The sequence below is a fragment of the Streptomyces sp. NBC_01716 genome (genome assembly GCF_036248275.1).
Classification (GTDB): domain Bacteria; phylum Actinomycetota; class Actinomycetes; order Streptomycetales; family Streptomycetaceae; genus Streptomyces.
In genome coordinates, this window is record NZ_CP109181.1 from 8112697 (window position 1) to 8130549 (window position 17853).

13 protein-coding genes are annotated in these 17853 nt (G+C 70.7%); 7 read left to right on the forward strand and 6 right to left on the reverse strand.

The window, feature by feature from the left end; translation table 11 throughout:
• Positions 1-45: 45 nt before the first annotated feature.
• Positions 46-549, reverse strand: coding sequence for a subtilase-type protease inhibitor (locus OIE74_RS36040; RefSeq protein ID WP_329391351.1), 504 nt, complete (start codon positions 547-549; stop codon positions 46-48).
• 260 nt (positions 550-809) lie between these two features.
• Positions 810-2558 carry a TIGR03767 family metallophosphoesterase gene (locus OIE74_RS36045; protein ID WP_329391353.1) on the reverse strand — a complete coding sequence of 583 codons (1749 nt, stop codon included), beginning with the start codon at positions 2556-2558 and terminating at the stop codon, positions 810-812.
• A 469-nt stretch (positions 2559-3027) separates the two neighbouring features.
• Here OIE74_RS36045 and OIE74_RS36050 point away from each other — a divergent pair, with 469 nt between their 5' ends.
• From OIE74_RS36050 to OIE74_RS36070, 5 genes are read left to right on the forward strand one after another with little or no spacing between them, the layout of a single operon-like run.
• Positions 3028-4431: an aldehyde dehydrogenase family protein gene (locus tag OIE74_RS36050; RefSeq protein WP_329391354.1), complete on the forward strand. Its 1404-nt coding sequence runs from the start codon at positions 3028-3030 to the stop codon at positions 4429-4431.
• Positions 4428-5948, forward strand: a complete 1521-nt coding sequence (locus tag OIE74_RS36055; protein WP_329391355.1) for a sugar ABC transporter ATP-binding protein — start codon at positions 4428-4430, stop codon at positions 5946-5948. Before OIE74_RS36050 ends, OIE74_RS36055 begins: the two co-directional genes overlap by 4 nt.
• The gene (locus OIE74_RS36060; protein WP_329391356.1) at positions 5945-6997 is read left to right on the forward strand and encodes an ABC transporter permease; all 1053 of its coding nucleotides are present in this window, start codon (positions 5945-5947) and stop codon (positions 6995-6997) included. Before OIE74_RS36055 ends, OIE74_RS36060 begins: the two co-directional genes overlap by 4 nt.
• Positions 6994-7965, forward strand: coding sequence for a sugar ABC transporter substrate-binding protein (locus tag OIE74_RS36065; protein ID WP_329391357.1), 972 nt, complete (start codon positions 6994-6996; stop codon positions 7963-7965). The genes OIE74_RS36060 and OIE74_RS36065 overlap by 4 nt, the downstream gene beginning before the upstream one ends.
• Complete coding sequence (locus OIE74_RS36070; protein ID WP_329391358.1) at positions 7965-9467, forward strand: mucin-5B; 1503 nt, start codon at positions 7965-7967, stop codon at positions 9465-9467. Before OIE74_RS36065 ends, OIE74_RS36070 begins: the two co-directional genes overlap by 1 nt.
• 93 nt (positions 9468-9560) lie before the next feature.
• Here OIE74_RS36070 and OIE74_RS36075 read toward each other — a convergent pair whose 3' ends face one another.
• The 3 genes from OIE74_RS36075 to OIE74_RS36085 all read right to left on the reverse strand — a co-directional run bounded on the left by OIE74_RS36075 (position 9561) and on the right by OIE74_RS36085 (position 13938).
• On the reverse strand, positions 9561-10820 hold the full coding sequence (locus OIE74_RS36075; protein ID WP_329392556.1) for an NAD(P)/FAD-dependent oxidoreductase: 1260 nt from the start codon (positions 10818-10820) through the stop codon (positions 9561-9563).
• A 137-nt stretch (positions 10821-10957) separates the two neighbouring features.
• Positions 10958-12403, reverse strand: coding sequence for an NAD(P)/FAD-dependent oxidoreductase (locus OIE74_RS36080; protein WP_329391359.1), 1446 nt, complete (start codon positions 12401-12403; stop codon positions 10958-10960).
• The gene (locus tag OIE74_RS36085) at positions 12400-13938 is read right to left on the reverse strand and encodes an FGGY family carbohydrate kinase (protein ID WP_329391360.1); all 1539 of its coding nucleotides are present in this window, start codon (positions 13936-13938) and stop codon (positions 12400-12402) included. Before OIE74_RS36085 ends, OIE74_RS36080 begins: the two co-directional genes overlap by 4 nt.
• Positions 13939-14309: 371 nt before the next feature.
• Between OIE74_RS36085 and OIE74_RS36090 the strand changes: the two genes are divergently transcribed.
• Together OIE74_RS36090 and OIE74_RS36095 are read left to right on the forward strand one after the other, a co-directional pair.
• Positions 14310-15212, forward strand: a complete 903-nt coding sequence (locus tag OIE74_RS36090; RefSeq protein WP_329392557.1) for a hypothetical protein — start codon at positions 14310-14312, stop codon at positions 15210-15212.
• Positions 15213-15310: 98 nt separating this feature from the next.
• Positions 15311-16834: an amino acid permease gene (locus tag OIE74_RS36095; protein ID WP_329391361.1), complete on the forward strand. Its 1524-nt coding sequence runs from the start codon at positions 15311-15313 to the stop codon at positions 16832-16834.
• A gap of 130 nt (positions 16835-16964) precedes the next feature.
• On the opposite strand, the gene OIE74_RS36100 is transcribed toward OIE74_RS36095, so the two are convergent.
• Positions 16965-17726 carry a glycoside hydrolase family 75 protein gene (locus OIE74_RS36100; RefSeq protein WP_329391363.1) on the reverse strand — a complete coding sequence of 254 codons (762 nt, stop codon included), beginning with the start codon at positions 17724-17726 and terminating at the stop codon, positions 16965-16967.
• Positions 17727-17853: the final 127 nt, after the last annotated feature.

The following is a 17853-nucleotide window of genomic DNA, read 5'->3' on the forward strand; positions in this document are numbered from 1 at the left end:
CCCGGCCGCCTCCGGTCACCGCTCAACCGTGGCCCTCCGCCCGCCTCAGAAGGTGAAGACGGCGCCTCTGCCCCCGTTCATGGCACACGAGTTCGAGAAGGTGTGGGTGTAGTCCACGCGCTGCCCCTCCCACGCGCCGTCGGCCGTCACGGTGACCGGTTCCCACTCCTTCGTGCAGACGCGGCTCGTACCGGAGTTGGTGATGGCGTCGAACTTGGCGCCGTTCTTCTTGAGTTCGGAGCAGGCGGCCACCGCGTCCGGGTGGCTGCCCGACGGGGTGGGCGCGCAACTGAGAGTGACGGCACGCCGTACCGTCCCGGTCTTCTGGTCGGCACCGTCAGTGACGGTCAGCACCAGCGCCGACGGCGCGTACAGGCTCTCCGCTCCGGTCGGCGAGGTGCCGGCCGGAGCCCGCACGCCTCCGATGGATGCTTCTTCGGCGGGTGCTCCTCCGGCCGGTGCCGGCAGGGCGCCGGCCGTGCCGGTGAAGCACAGACCGCCGAGCGCCAGTACGGCTCCACAGGCCGCAGCCCTTGCGATGCTCCGCATTTCGAACACTCCCTGGGGTCGATGTCTCGGACAACGGACGTGAGTCTCGCTCACGCCAGGGGTGCTCCGCCCGCTCTCTGACAGGTTTTGGTCGCTCCTTGTGTCGCCCTGATCGCGGTGTGTGTCCGTAACGGCCTGGTCCGGGCCTGTGCGGGACGCGTGGCGAGTTGGGCTGAAAGTTGTTGATTCGGTGCTTGTGTCGTTGGTTGGCGGTTTGATTGTAAGGAGGGGAAACTCATGAACCTTGGATTATATGATTGTCAGCGACGCAGGAGCAGCTCTGTGTTGCGCGCGTCCGACAGGCCCGCCAGATCCTGCCGGCTCCCCTGCGCGTTGAGCGCCAGCTCCCGGTAGAGCGAGGCCAGGCCCGACTGCGAGAGATCCGTGAAATCGGTCTCGCGCGGCGCCGCCGACTCGATCAGCGTGGTGAAGAGCGAGAGCGTGCCGTCCCTGTTGTCCGCGATCTCGACCACGCGCGCCTGCTGCGGGAAGTCGATGTGCGAGGCGGTGGAGATCTCCCAGAACGAACCGTGGGGCAGCACCACGTTGCGGTGGCTGTGCCCGTTGATCCAGGCCACCGCGGAACGGTGGCGCCGCAGCAGGGCCACGACCTCGTCGCCGCCGTGCCGCGCCTCGCCGGGCCGCGCGGGGTCGGGGCGCCTGTTGCCCATCGTCCAGCTGTTGTGGTGCGTGAACAGGACCACGTACCCGTCGCTGTGCTCCTTGAGGATCCCTTCCAGCCAGTTGAGCTGCCCCGTACCGACCGAGCCCGTGAAGTGGCCCCCGTGGTCCGTGGTGTCGAGGCTGACCCCGGTCACGTTCGCCCCCATGGAGAACGTGTAGTCGAGGCTCGCCGATGCCAGGTTGGCCTTCGTGTAGCCGTGGCCGACCGGCCCCGCGCCGGTGTGCGCCGAGTCCAGATGCGCCGTCAGGTACTGCAGCGGGGTGAACGGCGCGCGGCGCGGGTCGGCGGTGATCGTCCGCATACGCCGCTTCTCGCGGCGCAGCAGCGAGATCAGGGGGCCGCCGTTCGCGGTGTCGCCCTGCGAGATCTGGGCGAGCAGCGCCGCCGCGTCCTGGTCCGGAAGGTCGTACAACTTACGGGTACCGACCGCGAATTCGGCGAGGAAGCCGGTCCGGTCCGCGTAGGCGCCGCTGGCGAGGCTGTCGTGGTTGCCGACGGTCGAGTACCAGGGGAGGGCCAGGCCCGGACTGCGCACCGGGCGCAGCGCCGCTTCCAGGAATCCGTCGATACGGGGGTAGCCCAGGCGCTTGTCGGAGTCGGGCGCGCCGTCCTCCGGGTGCCAGTACATCCGAAGGCCCGAGTTCTGCACGCCCTCGTACGCCCCCGGATCACCGCTGTTGGGGGTGACGAGCCCGCCGCTCATCAGGGTGAGGTACCAGTCGAGTTCGCACAGCGAGTTGTTGTCCGTGTTGTCGCCGGTCGTCATGGCGAAGGCCAGCGGGGCCCCGGTCGCGGGGCCGGTGCCCAGCGCGTTGACCTGCTCGATGAGGGAGACGGCTCCGGCCACCGACAGCGCCTCGTGGGGGCGCCAGGCGCCCGGCGACTCGCTGCGCACGTACTCGGTGCGCACCGGGTGCTGGACGTCCGTCACATGGAGGTCGGTCAGCTGGACGAAGGAGCTGAGTACCTTACGGCGGTCCTCGCGGCCGGACTTGGCGGAAGCGAACTGTTCGCGGACGACCCTGCGCCAGCCGGGACCGTCCCCGATCCGCCGGAAGGCGGCGCTCCGGTCGCGGGGTGCGGCGAGCGAGTGGAGCGTGGTGCGGTCGGCCGACGGGCCGGTGGGTGTGGGGGTCGGGGTGGCTGTGGGGGTGGCGGGACCGGTGGTGCCGGGCCCGGTGGGCGCGGGGGCGGCGGAGGCGCTGCCGGAGCCGCCGGTGGCGCCGACCGCCGCGCCGATACCGGCCGACAGGCCGACGGCGCCGGCCACGGCGAGGAAGGAACGGCGGTCGACAGCGGTGACTGCGGAGCGGATGCGTGACATGGAGCGCTCTCCTGGAGTGCGTACGTCGCGGCGGCGAGACACCGAGGCGGGGGCGTGTCTTTCGGATCGGGCCGGATCAGGGAGCGGGCCTGATCCGAAAGACACGCCCCAGGTCCCGCTTCTCTTCCGATGCTGGGGACCCGGCGTGGCCCGGGTGTGAACGAGGCCGCAACTCCCGGCGCCGAACACCGCACAGGGATCACTCGCAACCGCAAACGTTCGCCGGCCCCACTCGCCGCGTGCGGAATCCGCTCATCCGCCGTTCACCGGACGGGGAAGCGGGCGGTCAGGGGCCTGTGGGCGGACGGTGGGGACGGACGCCGCGCGGTTCGAGGTCCTCACCCGGAAAGCGCTTCCCTATTTTGTAAGACGTGTTGACGAATTAATGGGGGTGCGTCAACATCGCCTCCACATGTTCGAAGTGTCGAACGCACTTCTGCCGAGCCCTGCCCCCGGGAGTAAGCGCCGCATGTCCACCCGAACCGCACCGCTGCCCGTACGTAATCCAGGAACCGGCGAACTGCTGGGCGAAATCGAGGACTTCGGCCCGGAACGCGTCACCGCCGCCCTTGCCGCCGCGGTGGACGGACAACGGGCGATGGCCGCGATGCCCGCCCACGCACGCGCACGGCTTCTCCGCTCCGTCGCCGACCTGATCGAGGCCGAAACCGACGACCTGGCACGGCTCCTTGCCGCCGAAAACGGCAAGCCGTTCTTCCAGACGGTGGAGGAAGTCCGCGCCGCGGTACGGATCTTCCGCGGCTTCGCCGGCGAGGCCACCCGCCTCTTCGGCCGTCAGATTCCGCTCGACGCCGTCCCCGGCCTGGAGAGGCACCTCGCCGTCACCGTCCGCGAGCCGCTGGGTCCGGTCGCCGCCCTTGTGCCGTTCAACTACCCGGTCGAGCTGTACGCCCACAAGGCGGCGGCCGCCCTCGCCGCCGGCAACGCCGTCCTGGTCCACCCGCCCGTGCGCTGCCCGCTCGCCGTGGTGCGGATCGGCGAACTTGTCGAGCGGGCGGGCGCCCCCGCAGGCGCCCACCAACTCCTCACCGGCGGCGTGCACATCTCCCAGGAACTCGCCTCGCGCCCTGGCGTCGCCGCCGTCAGCCTCACCGGCAGCACCGCCGCGGGCCGCGAGATCGCCCGCCGCGCCGCCGACACCCTGAAGAAGGTCCATCTCGAACTCGGCGGCAACGACGCCCTGATCGTCTGCGACGACGCCGACGTCGAGGCGGCGGCCGAGGCCGTGGTCCTCGGCCGGCTCGCCCGCGGCAACGGCCAGATCTGCTGCGCCGTGAAGCGCGTCTACGTCCAGGACGGTGTGCACGACAGCTTTGTCGAGGCTCTGCTCGCGGGCGCCGCCAAGCTCAGCGTCGGGGACCAATTGGCCGATGGCAACGATGTCGGTCCGCTGATCAGTGAAGAGGCCGCCGAGCGCGTCGAGTCGGCGGTCGCCGCCCTCGTCGCCGACGGCGCGCGCAAGGCGGCCGGCGGCGGTCGCCGGGGCGCCTTCTACGACCCTGCCGTCCTGGTCGATGTCCCCGATGACAGCGCCGCGTTCGCCGACGAGATCTTCGGCCCCGTCGCACCGGTCGCCCGCTTCACCGACCCGCTCGACGCCGTACGGATGGCCAACTCCTCCCCGTACGGCCTTCAGGCGGCCGTTTTCACCCGCGACATCCAGCGTGCCTTCACCCTCGCGGGACGCCTGGATGTCGGCGGCGTCGTCATCAACGGGTCGACCGCGCTGCGCGCCGAGAACCTGCCCTTCGGCGGTCCGAAGGACACCGGTGGCTCGGCCGAGGGACTGCACGACACGGCCCTGGAGTTCACCCGGCAGAAGACGATCATCGTGATGGAGGCCTTCGGGTGAGTACGCCGACCCGGCCGGTCCTGCGGATACGCGGGGTGCGCAAATCGTACGGCCCCACACAGGTGCTGCACGGGGTGGACCTCACCGGCCGGGCCGGTGAGGTACTCGCCGTCGTCGGCGCCAACGGTGCGGGCAAGTCCACGCTCATCAAGATCCTCGCCGGCGCCGAGCGGATGAGCGCCGGAGAGCTCCAACTCGACGGCGAGACGGTCGAGTTGCGCTCACCGCACGACGCGCACACGCACGGCATCCGCACCGTCCACCAGGAACTGACCCTGGTACCCGAGCTGTCCGTCACCGAGAACCTCCTCATGGGCCACTTCCCGCGGCGCCTCGGCGGCCTCATCGACTGGAAGGCCGCGCACCGGCGGGCCCGCGCCCTGCTGGACGGCATCGGCTACGGCGCCATCGACCCCCGGGTCAAGGCCGGCCGCCTCACCGTCGCCAGACAGCAGATGGTCGAGATAGCCAAGGCCCTCGTCAGCGAGGGCGGCGAGCCCAGGGTCCTGGTCCTCGATGAACCGTCGGCCGTCGTCGCGGGCAGCGACCTGGAAGCGCTGTTCGCGCTGATACACCGGCTCCAGGAACGCGGCGTCCTCATCGTGTACGTCTCCCACCGGCTCGCCGAGGTCACCGAACTCGCCACGTCCATCGTGGTGATCAAGGACGGCCGGGTGGTCGCCGAGACCACCCCCGACCGCACCGACGAGAACGAACTCATCCGGCTGATGGCCGGCCGGCCCGCCGGACAGCTCTACCCGGCGCGCCGCCCCGCCGACGGCGACAGCCTTCTCGACGTCTCGGGGCTCAGCCGCACAGGGGAGTTCAGCGACATCTCCTTCTCCCTGCGCGCGGGCCAGATCACCGGCCTGTTCGGTCTTGTCGGCTCGGGCCGCAGTGAACTCGCCCGCTGTGTCTTCGGCGCCGAACCCGCCACAGCCGGCGCCGTCCGCGCGCCCGGCAACGACGCCGTACGGTTCCGGGGCCCCCGCGAGGCCATCGCCGCCGGACTCGCGCTCGTCACCGAGGACCGCAAGCGCACCGGACTCGTACTCGGCCTCACCACCGCCGAGAACATCGGCCTCACCACGCTGCGCACCACCACGCGCGGCCCGCTGCTCGACACCGCGAGACGCCGGCGTGATGTCGTCTCCATGGTCGAGCGGCTGGACATCAGGCCCGCGCACTCGGCGAAGCTGCCCGTACGCACCCTCAGTGGCGGCAACCAGCAGAAGGCCGTCCTCGCCAAGTGGCTCCTCACCGAGCCGCGCGTGCTGCTGCTCGACGAGCCCACCCGCGGCGTCGACATGGCCACCCGCGCCGAGATCTACCGGATGCTCGACGAACTCGCCCGCGACGGCATGGCCATCCTGCTGATCTCCTCCGACCTCACCGAGGTGCTCGGCGCCACCGACCGGGTGCTGGTGATGCACGAGGGGCGGATCGCCGCGGAACTCCCTTCGGAAGGTACGACCGAGGACACGGTCCTCGCCCACGCGATCGGACACGCAGCATGACCGAACAGCTCACCAAGTCCACCGGGCCCGGCGACCCCGGACCGCCGCCGCCACGAGGGCTCCGGCTGCCGCGGCTGACCGTCGCCGGCCACGACATCACCGTCGAGACCGGACTCGCCGCGCTCCTCGTGATCTTCGTCGTGGTCGCCGGTACCACCACCGAGGCCTTCCTGACCGAGGGCAACATCACCAATCTGCTCAAGCAGATGGTCACCACCGGCCTGCTCGCCTACGGGATGCTCGCCGTGATCCTCACCGGCGGCATCGATCTCTCCGTCGGCTCCGTCGTCGCCTTCTCCGGGATCGTCGCCGCCGGGCTCTCGTCCGGCCTGCCGGTGCCGGTCGCCATGGCGGTCGGCGTCGCGTCCGGCATCGGCTTCGGACTCGTCAACGGCGCGCTCGTGGCGCGCTTCCAACTGGCGCCCTTCGTCGTGACGCTGGCCGCGCTCACCACCATCAGAGGCCTCGCCTTCGTCTACTCCGAGACACCCGTCGCACCCGAGAAGACCGGCTTCTTCGAACTCGGCTCCGCCGTGATCGGACCGCTGCCCGTCTCCACCCTCATCATGCTGGGGGTCTTCCTGCTCGGCGGCATCTTCCTCAGCCGCACTCCGGCCGGCCGCTCACTGGTCGCCATCGGCGGCAGCGCGGAGACCGTACGGCTCGCGGGCATCGGCGTCCGGCGCCATATCGTCCTCGCCTACACGATCTCCGGCGCCTGCGCCGGACTCGCGGGCGTCATCCTCGCCAGCCGGGTCGGGATCGCCCAGCCCAGCGTCGGCACCGCGTTCGAACTCGACGCGATAGCCGCCTGCGTCATCGGCGGAGCGAGCCTGGCCGGCGGCAAGGGCTCCGTACGCGCCACCTTCGCCGGTGTGCTCGTACTCGCGCTGATCAACAACCTGCTCAACCTCTACGACGTACAGAGCTTCTGGCAGCAGGTGCTCAAGGGCCTGATCATCATCGCCGTCATTCTCATCCAGCGCACCGGCCGCTTCCGTACGGCGGCCGGGAACGATCCGAATCCCGAAAGGGCAAGTACATCATGATCACGAAACGAGCAACCGGTGTGCTGGTGGCCGGAGTTCTGACCGCGGCTCTCACCGGCTGCTCTTCCGGCTCCGGGTCCGGCGGCGAGAAGGGCGACGGCTCCTACACCGTCGGCGTCGCCAACTTCACCCTCGGCGGCCCCTACTTCAACGGCATGGACAAGGCCATCAAGGCGCAGGCCAAGAAGAAGGACGTCGAGATCCTCAGTACGGACGCGGGCGGTGACGCCGCCAAACTCGCCTCCAACGTGGAGGACCTGCTCAGCAAGGACGTCGACGCCGTCATCATCTCCGGCGGACCGCTGGAGTCGGCGCCCGCCGTCCTCAACTCCCTCAGGGCGGCGGGCAAGCCCGCCGTCCTCGTCGACCGGAAGTTCCAGACGGGCGAGTACGCGAGCTGGGTCGGCCCCGACAACGAGGCGATCGGCAAGCAGAACGGCGAATACCTCGTCGAGCGGCTGCCGGACGGCGGAAAGGTCGCCCTGATCAAGGGCGGACCCGCCGACAACACCATCGGCAAGGCGCGTACGGACGGGGTGAAGGGCGCCCTCGAAGGCGCGTCGGGAATCGAACTGGTCGAGGCACCCGACTACGGCAACTGGAGCTCCGACGGCGGACTGACCGTCATGGAGAGCCTGCTCGCCGCCCACGACGACATCGACGCCGTCTTCTGCGAGAACGACGCCATGTGCCTGGGCGCGCAGCGCGCCGTCAAGGACGCCGACCTCGCCGACAAGATCGTGCTGGCCGGCGTCGACGGCCAGGCCGAGGCGCTGAAGGCCATCCTCGACGGGACCAACTACCTGGTCACCGGCCTCAACGACGCCGATGTGATCGGCAGTCTCGGTCTGGACAGGACCGTGGAGATCCTCGACGGCAAGAAGCCCGAGAAGGACACGGTCGTGGACTCGCCGCGCGTCACCAAGGAGAACGCGAAGAAGTACTACGACCCGGAGGGCAACTTCTGATGAGCCGCACCCGCACGAATTCCCCGGCGAGAGGGACCGGCCGCACCCGGTCACTGCCCCGGAGTAAGCCCGCCTACGCCATGACGGCGCTGCTCTGCGGCGCCCTCGTCGTCCCGCTCTCGCTCGGGTCCGCGAACGCGGCCCCGGACGACGGGACGGGCAAGGCGACGGCCGCGGACCGGCCCGGCAAGCCGGGCGAACCCCCGAAGCCCCCCAAGGCACCCGCCTGGAAGCTGCTCCACCAGGAGAACTTCTCCAACAAGCTCGACCCGGCCCGCACGCCCTGGACCCGTGAGACGTACAGCGAGCCGTTCGACACCATCATGGAAGACAACGGCCAGTGGTACGCCAACGACTACGGGCCCGCGTGGAACACCGCGTTCAGCTCCTTCGACACCTACCGCAAGGAGTTCAAGGTCGGTGACGGCGGCTGGCTCACCGCCTCCCTCTCCGCGCGCGACTGGAACAAGGACGGCCGCATCGAGAAGGCGCCGTCCATCACCAACGGCAGGGCGGCCGGCAGGACCGTCGCCGAGCTCAAGGTGCCCGACCACACCGGCGGTGCCATCTTCCGCCCCACCGAGGCCCTGCCGGACCAGTACCGCATCGAGTACAAGCTCAAGACACTCGACTTCGGCGGGAAGCGCGACGGCACCATCGACTACGACAACCGCACCAACGGGTACAGCAAGGACGGCTGCAAGACGCAGCACCCGTGGGGCGAGGGCTCCAACAGCCCAGGCTGGGAGGGCGACGCGTCGGCGCCGTACTGCGAGTGGCAGGACGTCCGGGCCGGCAAGTACGGCTACAACGGCTTCCACTATCTGTCGATCGTGGACTTCGCCGACCCGGCGCCCCGTAACAACCACTTCTGGCACTACCGCCGCAAGGTCCTGATGGACTCCTTCGCCCAGCACCCCGACCGGGTCGGCACGGGCACCGGCGGCCGGGTCTGCAACTCCGCGGACGGCACGTACTACGACTACAAGGACAGCAGCTTCAACACGGTCAACATGTGGATCAGCGGGCTGCCCAACTGGACCCCGGGCAAGGGCGGTCTCGCGGGCAACTCGCAGTGGTTCATGACCAGTTGCTCGGACGGCGTCGCCGAGCAGCAGCTCTCGTCGGCGGCCGAACTCCAGCCGGAGCTGATGCCGAACCAGGACTACACGTTCGCGATCGAGCGCGACGCCACCGGCTACACGCTGGAGGCCGGCGGCAACTTCGCGCGCGCCGGGCAGCAGACACTGCGCTTCCACCGGCCGTTCGTCGTCGACGACGACCCGATCTGGCACTACAACGTCAAGCCGGGCGAGTACGACGGGCGTTTCAACAACACCCTCGTGCAGAACGACAACAACGGCAGCTCGACCTGGCCCGACCAGTGGCCCGCGGGTTCCGCCTACCCGGACTCCTTTGTCATCGGAGACCTCTACACCAACGTGTACGAGGGCAGCGCGAGCCTGACCGACATCAAGATGTTCGTGCCCAGGAAGAAGTGATGTCACGGGGAGAGTAACTCCACCACCTGCCGGTGGGGCCGCCCCTTTTCGGGCGCGGTCCCACCGGCGAGCGGTCTCTTCGCCGCGGCGGGTTCAGCGCTCCACGGAGATCCGTACGGGGCCGCCGTCCGGGTCCCTCACCGCCGCCGTCACCTCCGCCCGCACCTTCGCCGTCCAGGCGGCGGACAGGCGCACCGTCCTGCCCGGCACCGCGCCCCGTACCATCCGCTGCCGGTGCAGCACTCGCCCGTCGCGCCGGACGACCAGCGACGACCAGGGGCCGAGCCTGCCCTCCGTACGGAGGACGAAGCCGCCCGCCTCGACGCGCGGATCGGCCGGGTCGAGCCGGTTGGGCGCGACCCACAACAGGGGCTCCTCGACCTGGACGGGGATCCACGCCAACGGGCGTGTCCCGCCCGCCAGATGGCGCAGCACCGGCTCGGCGGCCAGCAGCCCCTCCCGCGCGGCCGTGCTCGCGGGCTCGACCGCGTGCAGCAGATTGCCGACGGCGAAGACCCCGGCCCGGTCCGTGCGGAACGAGCCGTCGACGGACGGGCCCCGGCTCGCCCGGTCGAGCGTGATGCCGCCCCGGCGCGCGAGTTCGTGGTCGGGGATCCAGTCGCCGGTGAACACCACCGTGTCGCACGCGACGGTCGTGCCCCGGCCGTCCCGGTGCCGCAGCGCCACCCCCGTGAGCCGCCCCCGGCCGAGCAGTTCGCTCACGCGGGCGTCGACGAGCAGCGGGACGCCGTGGCGGAGGCGGGCGTCGAGCGCGGTGGCGGGGGAGGCCTGGTGGTACGGCAGTTCCGTGACCATGGCCACCACCTCGACACCGGCGTCCCGCAGCGTCCGCACGGCGGCGTAGCTGACCTGCTCGGCGCCCACCACGACGGCGCGGCGCCCGACAGGACGGTGGTGGAGATGGACCGCCTGCTGGAGCTCGCCGGTCGTGAACACCCCCGCCGGCCGGGTGCCCGGCACCAGCCGTGCGCTGCGCGGGCGTTCGCGCGCGCCGGTGGCCAGGACGACGGCCCGTGCGGTGATCCGCTCCAGCCCGGCGGGGCTCGTGACGTCGACGGCGAGCGGGTCCGCCGGCGGTCCTTCGCTCCAGCCGGTGACCGTGACGCCCGTGCGCAGGACCGCCCCCGCCCGGACAGCGGCGTCCGCCCAGTGGCGCGCGTACGCGGGGCCCGTCATCCGCCGGCGCAGATCACGCAGTCCGAATCCGGAGTGGAAGCAGTGCCGGGGGACACCGCCCGGCTGGTCCTCACGGTCGACGGTCTCGACGCTGATGCCACTGGCGGCCAGCCGCGACGACAGCGCCAGACCGGCGGGGCCCGCGCCGACCACCAGGACGTCGACAGCCCGCTCCCGCCTGCCGGGTACGGGGGGTGGTACGGATCCCGAAGCGGCTCCCGGCGCGTGCTCCGCCGAGGATCCGGACGCGGATTCAGAAGCGGATTCCGGTGTGGACGAGGACAGTTCGCTGCTCACCGTGCGGCCTCCCTGAGGGACGACGACGACCACGCGTCGGCGCCCGACGCGTCGAGCAGGGCACGCACCGCGGCCCCGCAGTAGAACCCCTGGCACCGGCCGCCCAGCGCCCGGGTGCGCCGCCGCAACCCCTCCGGCGAGGACGGCGGGATGTCGGCGGCGAGCGCGTCACGGATCTCGCCCCGCGAGACCCGCTCGCAGTGGCACACGAGCGCCCCGTACGCGGGATCGGCCGCGATCAGATCGGCGCGCTGATACGGACGGGGGGACGCCTCACCGAGATTCGGCATCGTCACCGGTACGAGATCCCTCGCCGTCCCCACCTTGGCACCGGCCTCCGTCAGCAGCTCCACCACGTGGGCAGCGATCGCCATCGAAGCGGTCAGCCCCGTCGACCGGATCCCGCCCACCGTGACGTAACCCTGCTCCGGGTGCGAACGGATCGCGTAGTCGTCCTGCCCGGTGGCCGCGCGCAGCCCCGCGTACACGGCGGTGACCTCTTCGTCGAGGAGCTCCGGCATGATCCGCCGGCCCCTCTCCCGGAGGAACGCCAGACCCTCGGCCGTCGAACCGGTCGCCTCTTTGTCGTCCAGGTCCTCGGCGGTCGGACCGAGCATCACATTGCCGTACACGGTCGGCGACACCAGGACTCCCTTTCCGAGCGCCGTCGGCACCGGCAGCAGGATGTGACTCACCAACTGGCGGGCGAGCTTGTCGAAGACGATGAGCTGACCGCGCCGGGGCGTCACCGAGAAGTCGGTGTGGCCCAGCAGCCTGTCGAACTCGTCGGCGTACAGCCCCGCCGCGTTGACCAGCCACTTGGTGCGCAACGGCCCCCGCCCGGTGGTGAGGAGACGCGGTGAGCGGGCCGCGGACTCGCCCACACCGGTCACCCGGCAGTTGAGATGCAGGTCGACCCCGCTCCGTACCGCCTGCGTCGCGTACGCGAGCGTCGTCGTCCACGGGCAGATGATGCTCTCGCCCGGAACTTCGAGCGCGCCCGACGCGCCGCTGCCCAGATGAGGCTCGCGGCTGCGGAGTTCGTCGGCGGCGACCGTACGGGTACGCCGGTATCCATTACGCGCGGCCTTGCGGGCGAGCGCCGGCAGGGCGGCGAGCTGTTCCTCGTCCCAGGCCACGAGCAGCGCGCCGATCGGCTCGACGGGGATGCCGCACTCCTCGGCGTACGAGGCGAGCCGGTCCCTGCCCTCACGCACGAGCCGGGCTTCGAGCGACCCCGGCACCGCGTCGAAACCGGTGTGCAGGATGGCCGTGTTGGCCTTCGACGTACCGTCGCCGACATCCCCGGACGCCTCGACCAGGGCCGTACGCAGCCGGTACCGGGCCAGCTCGCGGGCGATCGCCGCGCCGACGACCCCCGCGCCCACGACCACCACGTCGTACACCTCGTCCGGCAGCGGCCCGGACACGGTGACGGTCATGACGTGACCGTACCGGCGCCGGTGTTCGCCAGTGAGGCGGCCGTCTGTCCGGCGGATGGCGTACGGGCGACGATCGCCGCCACCTCCGCACGGAAGACGCCCAGCCGCTCGGCGGCCTCGGCCGCGCCGATCCTCGGCTCGAAGACCTCCTTGGGCCGCCACCGGGGCGCGGCCCGCTCCACGCTCATGCCTGGGTCGAGCCCGAGCCGGGCGACGGCACCCACCCCCAGCGCGGTCGCGTCGGGCAACGGGGAGACCTCGACGGGCAGTTGAAGCAGATCCGCCTGTGTCTGCATCAGCAGCTCCGACCCGGTCAGCCCGCCGTCGACCCGCAGCGACGTGAGCGGGGTGCCCGTGTCCTCGGCCACCGCGTCCGCCAGCCCCACGACCTGCGCCGCGATGCCCTCGCACAGCGCCCGCACCAGATGCCCGGGGCCGGTCTCCAGGCCGAGCCCGGTCATCGACCCCTTCGCGTCCCCGCGCCACCACGGCGCGGCGAGTCCGGCGAGCGACGGTACGAAGGTCACGCCCCCGCTGTCCGCGACGGACGAGCCCACCCGGTCGAGGTCTTCGGCGCCGGAGATCACGCCGAGATCGCTCAGCCACCGCACGGCCGACGCCGCCGTGTAGACCTGCCCGTCGAGGCAGTAGCTCGTCCGGCCGCCGAGCCGCCAGGCCACACAGCCGACCAGACCGGTGCGGCTGCGCAGCGGGCGGTCGCCGGTCTGCGCGAGGAGGAACGCCCCCGTGCCGTAGGTGCACTTGGCCGTCCCCGGCTCGGTCACCGACTGGGCCAGCAGCGCGGCCTGCTGGTCGACCAGCAGGCCCGTCAGCGGAATCGGGTCCCCGAAGGCCGTCGTGACACCGAACTGACCGGCCGCGTCCACGACGTGGGGCAGCCGCTCGTCGCTCATCCCGAAGACGCCGAGTGCGGCGGGGGACCACTCGGCGGTGTCGAGGTCGAGCAGCTGGGTACGCCCCGCGGTCGCCGCGTCGGTGACGAACTCCCCGGTCAGCCGGTGGACGAGCCAGGAGTCGGAGGTCGTGACGACACCGTCGCGGGTCAGGTTCCGGCGGATCCACGCCATCTTCGGCGCGGCGAAGTACGGCTCCAGCGGCAGCCCCGTCAGTTCTCTCAACAGGTCCGCGTGCGGGGCGAGTTCAGCACAGACGGAGGCGGCGCGCCGGTCCTGCCAGACGATCGCGTCGGTGAGCGGCGCGCCGGTGTCCGGGTCCCACGCGAGTACGGTCTCGCCCTGGTTGGCCAGCCCGACGGCAGCGACGGGTTCGCCGGCCTCGGCGAGCGCCCGGCGCCCCGCTTCGACGACCGAGGAGAGCAGCAGCGCGGGATCGGCCTCGACCACTCCGCCGGAGGCGTAGCGCGGAGGCGCCGGCGCCGTACCGCTGCCGATCACCCCGCGCTCCGGGCAGATCACCAGGGCTTTGGCGGAGGAGGTGCCCTGGTCGACGGCGAGAACCGGCCGCGAGGCCGGGTCCACGGCAGTGCTGCCGGGGGAGTGCTGAGCAGGCGGCATGTCACGTTCTTCGGTCGGAGTACGGTGATCGTCCGATCACTGAGCGAAAGGGTGCTGCAGCCCGGTCTTGCACGTCAAGGTCACGACATGCACTCAGGGTTGCTTAAGATCAGCAAAGTGTTCCTGGGGCCCTTGCGTTGGCCCCTACACTGATCGCCGAATAACAGCGGAGTAATTATCACTGAGTAGGGTGATTCTCAAGTGCCTTGATAGGCACGGGGATTCGAACTGCTCCGGAAAGAGGCGGAGTTGCGGGAGTATCGGGCGGAGGGTACGTGAGCGATCGCTTTCGTCCGCTCTACCACCCGGCGGGCCACGACAGTGAACTCCGGGAGGCCGTACAGGAATTGCGAACCGGCCGCTGGCTGTCGATGCGTGAGCTGCTCGCCGGCACGCGTGGCTGGGCCTTGTGGACCCAGCGTACGCAGGTGCTCGCCACCGTCGCCGCTGGCTCGGACACCGTGCACACCTGGCTGGCCGAGGAGCCCGACAATACGGACGCCGTCGTCATGCGGACGCGCGTGACGGTGGAGCGCGCCCTGCGTGCGCACCGCGAGGGCCACGCGCGCACGACCGATCTGTGGCGCCAGGCGTGGGAGGCGTGCGACAGCGCCGCGCGGCTCGTACCCGCCGACCCCGTCCCGTGGGTCTGTCTGCTCGCGCTCGCCCAACTCGACGGCAAGCAGCGGATGGAGGAGAACCGGCTGGCACCACCGGGGCCGATGCTCTTCCCCGGCCCCTGGGCCCTGCTCGCCGAGGCGGACAAGCGCGACCCGTGCAACCGCGAGGCGTACCACCGGATGCTTCAGTTCGTGTACGCCCGCAGGGCCGACGGCTCGCTGTCCGAGGCGGTCAACTTCGTCCAGTGGGCGGCCTCGTCCGCCCCCGAGGGCTCGGCGCTCCAGGCTCTCCCGCTCTTCGTACGGGTCGAGCGGTACCGCAGGGAGCGCGGCAACGAGAAGGCGCTGGACCTGCACTGGGTCACCGAGGACGCCACCCGGGACGCGCTGCGGGCCCTGCACATCTGGTTCGACAAGTCGGTGCCCACCGAGAACTCGCTGCTGGACCTCAACCATCTGGCGCACGCCCTGTGGGGGTCTCTCCAACTGTCGGAGGCGGCCAGGGTGTTCAAGGCCCTGGGGCCGTACTACACCCCCGTGCCCTGGGCCTACCGGGCCCGGGGGCCCGACGACACCACACAGGCCGAGGAGGTGTTCACCCGCGCCCGCGCCCGCTGCTTCGCCGCCGACCGTGAACGGAAATCGGATTCCTAGTACCGCTCTTCGCATCGGCTCCCGCTCCCCCGGCCCCGCCAGGCCACCACCGCACATTGCCCACTCTCCTTGATTTCTCCGTACCGGGAGGTACTGCCATGTCCGTCTCCCCACCGGCCTGGTCGAAGTCGGATCCGGTTCCGCGGCAAGACGAGGAAGAACGGCTGAGGGAACTCGGCTATCAGCCCGTACTCGCCCGCAGGATGGGCGGTTTCGGGAACTTCGCCATCAGCTTCTCGGTGATCTCGATCCTGTCGGGATGCATGACCCTGTACGGCTTCGGGCTCATCACCGGCGGCCCCGCCGTGATGCTGTGGGGCTGGGTCGGTGTCGGTCTCTTCGTGCTCTGCATAGGCATGGCGCTGGCGGAGGTGACCAGCGCCTATCCCACGTCGGGCGCGCTCTACTACATGGCCGACCGGCTCGGCGGACGTAAGTGGGGCTGGTACACGGGCTGGTTGAACCTGCTCGGACTGCTGGGTGCGATCGCCGGGATCGACTACGGCGCGGCCCTGTTCACCGGCGCGTTCCTCAACCTCCAGTGGGGATTCGAGGCGACACCCGGCTGGACCATGATCATATTCATGTGCATCCTGCTGCTGCACGCGACACTGAACCTCTTCGGCGTCCGGCTGGTCAGCGTCCTCAACTCGATCAGCGTCTGGTGGCACCTCGGCGGTGTGGCGTTGATCGTCGGTATCCTCGCAGTCGTCCCCAAGAATCACCAGTCGCCCGAATTCGTGTTCACGGAATTCGTCAACGAGACCGGCTGGCAGAACCCGATCTATGTCGCCGCGATCGGTCTGCTGCTCGCCCAGTACACCTTCTGCGGCTACGACGCGTCGGCCCATCTCTCCGAGGAGACGTCCAACGCCTCCGTCTCCGCCGCGCGCGGCATCGTGCGCGCCATCTGGGTCTCCTGGATCGCCGGCTTCGCCCTCCTCGCCGGTCTGACCTTCGCCATCCAGGACTACGCGGACACGAGCGGCGCCGCCGTGCCACCCGCGCAGATCTTCATCGACGTCCTCGGTACCAACGGCGCCAGTGCGCTCCTGCTGGTCGTGATCATGGCGCAGCTCTTCTGCGGCAACGCGGAAGTCGCCGCCGCCAGCCGTATGGTGTTCGCCTTCAGCCGTGACAACGCCCTGCCCGGATCGGCGCTGTGGCGGCGCGTCAGCAGCCGCACGCAGACCCCGGTGCCCGCGGTGTGGCTGTCGGTCGGCTTCGCCTGCGTGCTCGCCCTGCCCTCGCTGTACTCGCCGACCGCGTACGGCGCCGTGACCGCGATCAACGTCATCGGCATCACACCCGCCTACGCGATCCCGATCTATCTCAAGCTGCGCGCCGGCGACCGCTTCCAGCCCGGCCCCTGGACACTCGGCCGCTGGAGCAAGCCGATCGGCTGGATCGCCGTCGCCTGGGTCGTGATCGTGACCGTGATCTTCTGCCTGCCCCAGAAGAACCCGGTGACCACCGACACCATGAACTACGCGGTGGTCGCGCTCGCGGTCGTGCTGGCGCTTGCCACTGCCTGGTGGTACGCGGCGCGGGGCTCGTACAGCACCCCGCAGTCGTACGGCAGCGCGCGCGAGCAGTCGGAGATCTCCGAGGGCATCGTCTAGGGCGACCCGCGCCCCGCGACCCGCGCCCCGCGACCCGCGGCCTGCGACACGTGAAGGATCACGTCCTCGGTACGGAGGCGGCGCCGACTTCGCCTCCGTACCGAGGACGTTCGTGCCGGGGGACGTTCCGTCAGTTCTCCTGAAGGAACTTCCTGGCCAGTTCGCCGCCCAGCTCCACCGCCGACGACCGGCTCTCGATCGGCGTGACCCTGGAGTCCTTGAACAGGATGTACGTCACCCCCGACGCGACGCCGCCGCGCGAGGGATCGGGGTCGACCCCGAGCGACTGCGCGGCGGCGTACGACGCCTCCCCGATGATCCCGGCGGGTCCGGTGTCGCCCACCACCGCGTACTCCACCCGGTCCTTGTGCACGAGCGCGGCGACACCGCCGCCCCGGATGCCGGACGCGGTGTAGTCCCAGATGCCGCTGGGCGCGGGCACCACGACATACGGGAGTTTCTCCGCGTTCAGCGGCTTGCCGTCGGACTGGTGGAAGGCGGTGTCCCCGTGGAACCAGGGGTCGGTCGTCCTGTTGCAGCGGGTCGTGACCTGGCCGTCGCAGTCGATGTCCAGGTCGGCCTTCCAGAAGACGGCGCCCTTCTTGCCGCACACGGGGACACTGGCGGGCTTGTCCTGGTCGGTCCGGTACCGGCCCTTCGAGACGGGCGCGCAGTCCTGGAGCTTTGCCCGCAGGGCGTCGGCCGTGACCGGACTCTCCGACCGGAAGGAGCTTTTGGCGGCCGGCGGGCCGGGCGCCCCGGCCCGTGGCGCGGCAGGCGGCGGCAGATGCGAGGTGTCGAGCGCGGCGGCGGGGTGAGCGGTGGCGGGCAGGGCCGATGCCATGAGCAGTACCGCGCCGACGGCGGCGTACACGTGCGATCTGTGGTGCATGGGGGCGTATCCCTTTCCGGACGGATTTCTCTCGGCTGCCGGACGCCCGGTGCTCCGGACGCCCGGCTACTCGGACCGCCGGATCTTCGCGCGGCCGGGCCACTTCTCCCAAGCACCTGGGGCGTGT

Coding starts and splice junctions, on each gene's coding strand:
- OIE74_RS36100 (WP_329391363.1), bottom strand. CDS start 17,726: ATGCACCACAGATCGCACGTGTACGCCGCCGTCGGCGCGGTACTGCTC.
- OIE74_RS36060 (WP_329391356.1), top strand. CDS start 5,945: ATGACCGAACAGCTCACCAAGTCCACCGGGCCCGGCGACCCCGGACCG.
- OIE74_RS36095 (WP_329391361.1), top strand. CDS start 15,311: ATGTCCGTCTCCCCACCGGCCTGGTCGAAGTCGGATCCGGTTCCGCGG.
- OIE74_RS36040 (WP_329391351.1), bottom strand. CDS start 549: ATGCGGAGCATCGCAAGGGCTGCGGCCTGTGGAGCCGTACTGGCGCTC.
- OIE74_RS36090 (WP_329392557.1), top strand. CDS start 14,310: ATGCGTGAGCTGCTCGCCGGCACGCGTGGCTGGGCCTTGTGGACCCAG.
- OIE74_RS36050 (WP_329391354.1), top strand. CDS start 3,028: ATGTCCACCCGAACCGCACCGCTGCCCGTACGTAATCCAGGAACCGGC.
- OIE74_RS36080 (WP_329391359.1), bottom strand. CDS start 12,403: ATGACCGTCACCGTGTCCGGGCCGCTGCCGGACGAGGTGTACGACGTG.
- OIE74_RS36070 (WP_329391358.1), top strand. CDS start 7,965: ATGAGCCGCACCCGCACGAATTCCCCGGCGAGAGGGACCGGCCGCACC.
- OIE74_RS36085 (WP_329391360.1), bottom strand. CDS start 13,938: ATGCCGCCTGCTCAGCACTCCCCCGGCAGCACTGCCGTGGACCCGGCC.
- OIE74_RS36045 (WP_329391353.1), bottom strand. CDS start 2,558: ATGTCACGCATCCGCTCCGCAGTCACCGCTGTCGACCGCCGTTCCTTC.
- OIE74_RS36065 (WP_329391357.1), top strand. CDS start 6,994: ATGATCACGAAACGAGCAACCGGTGTGCTGGTGGCCGGAGTTCTGACC.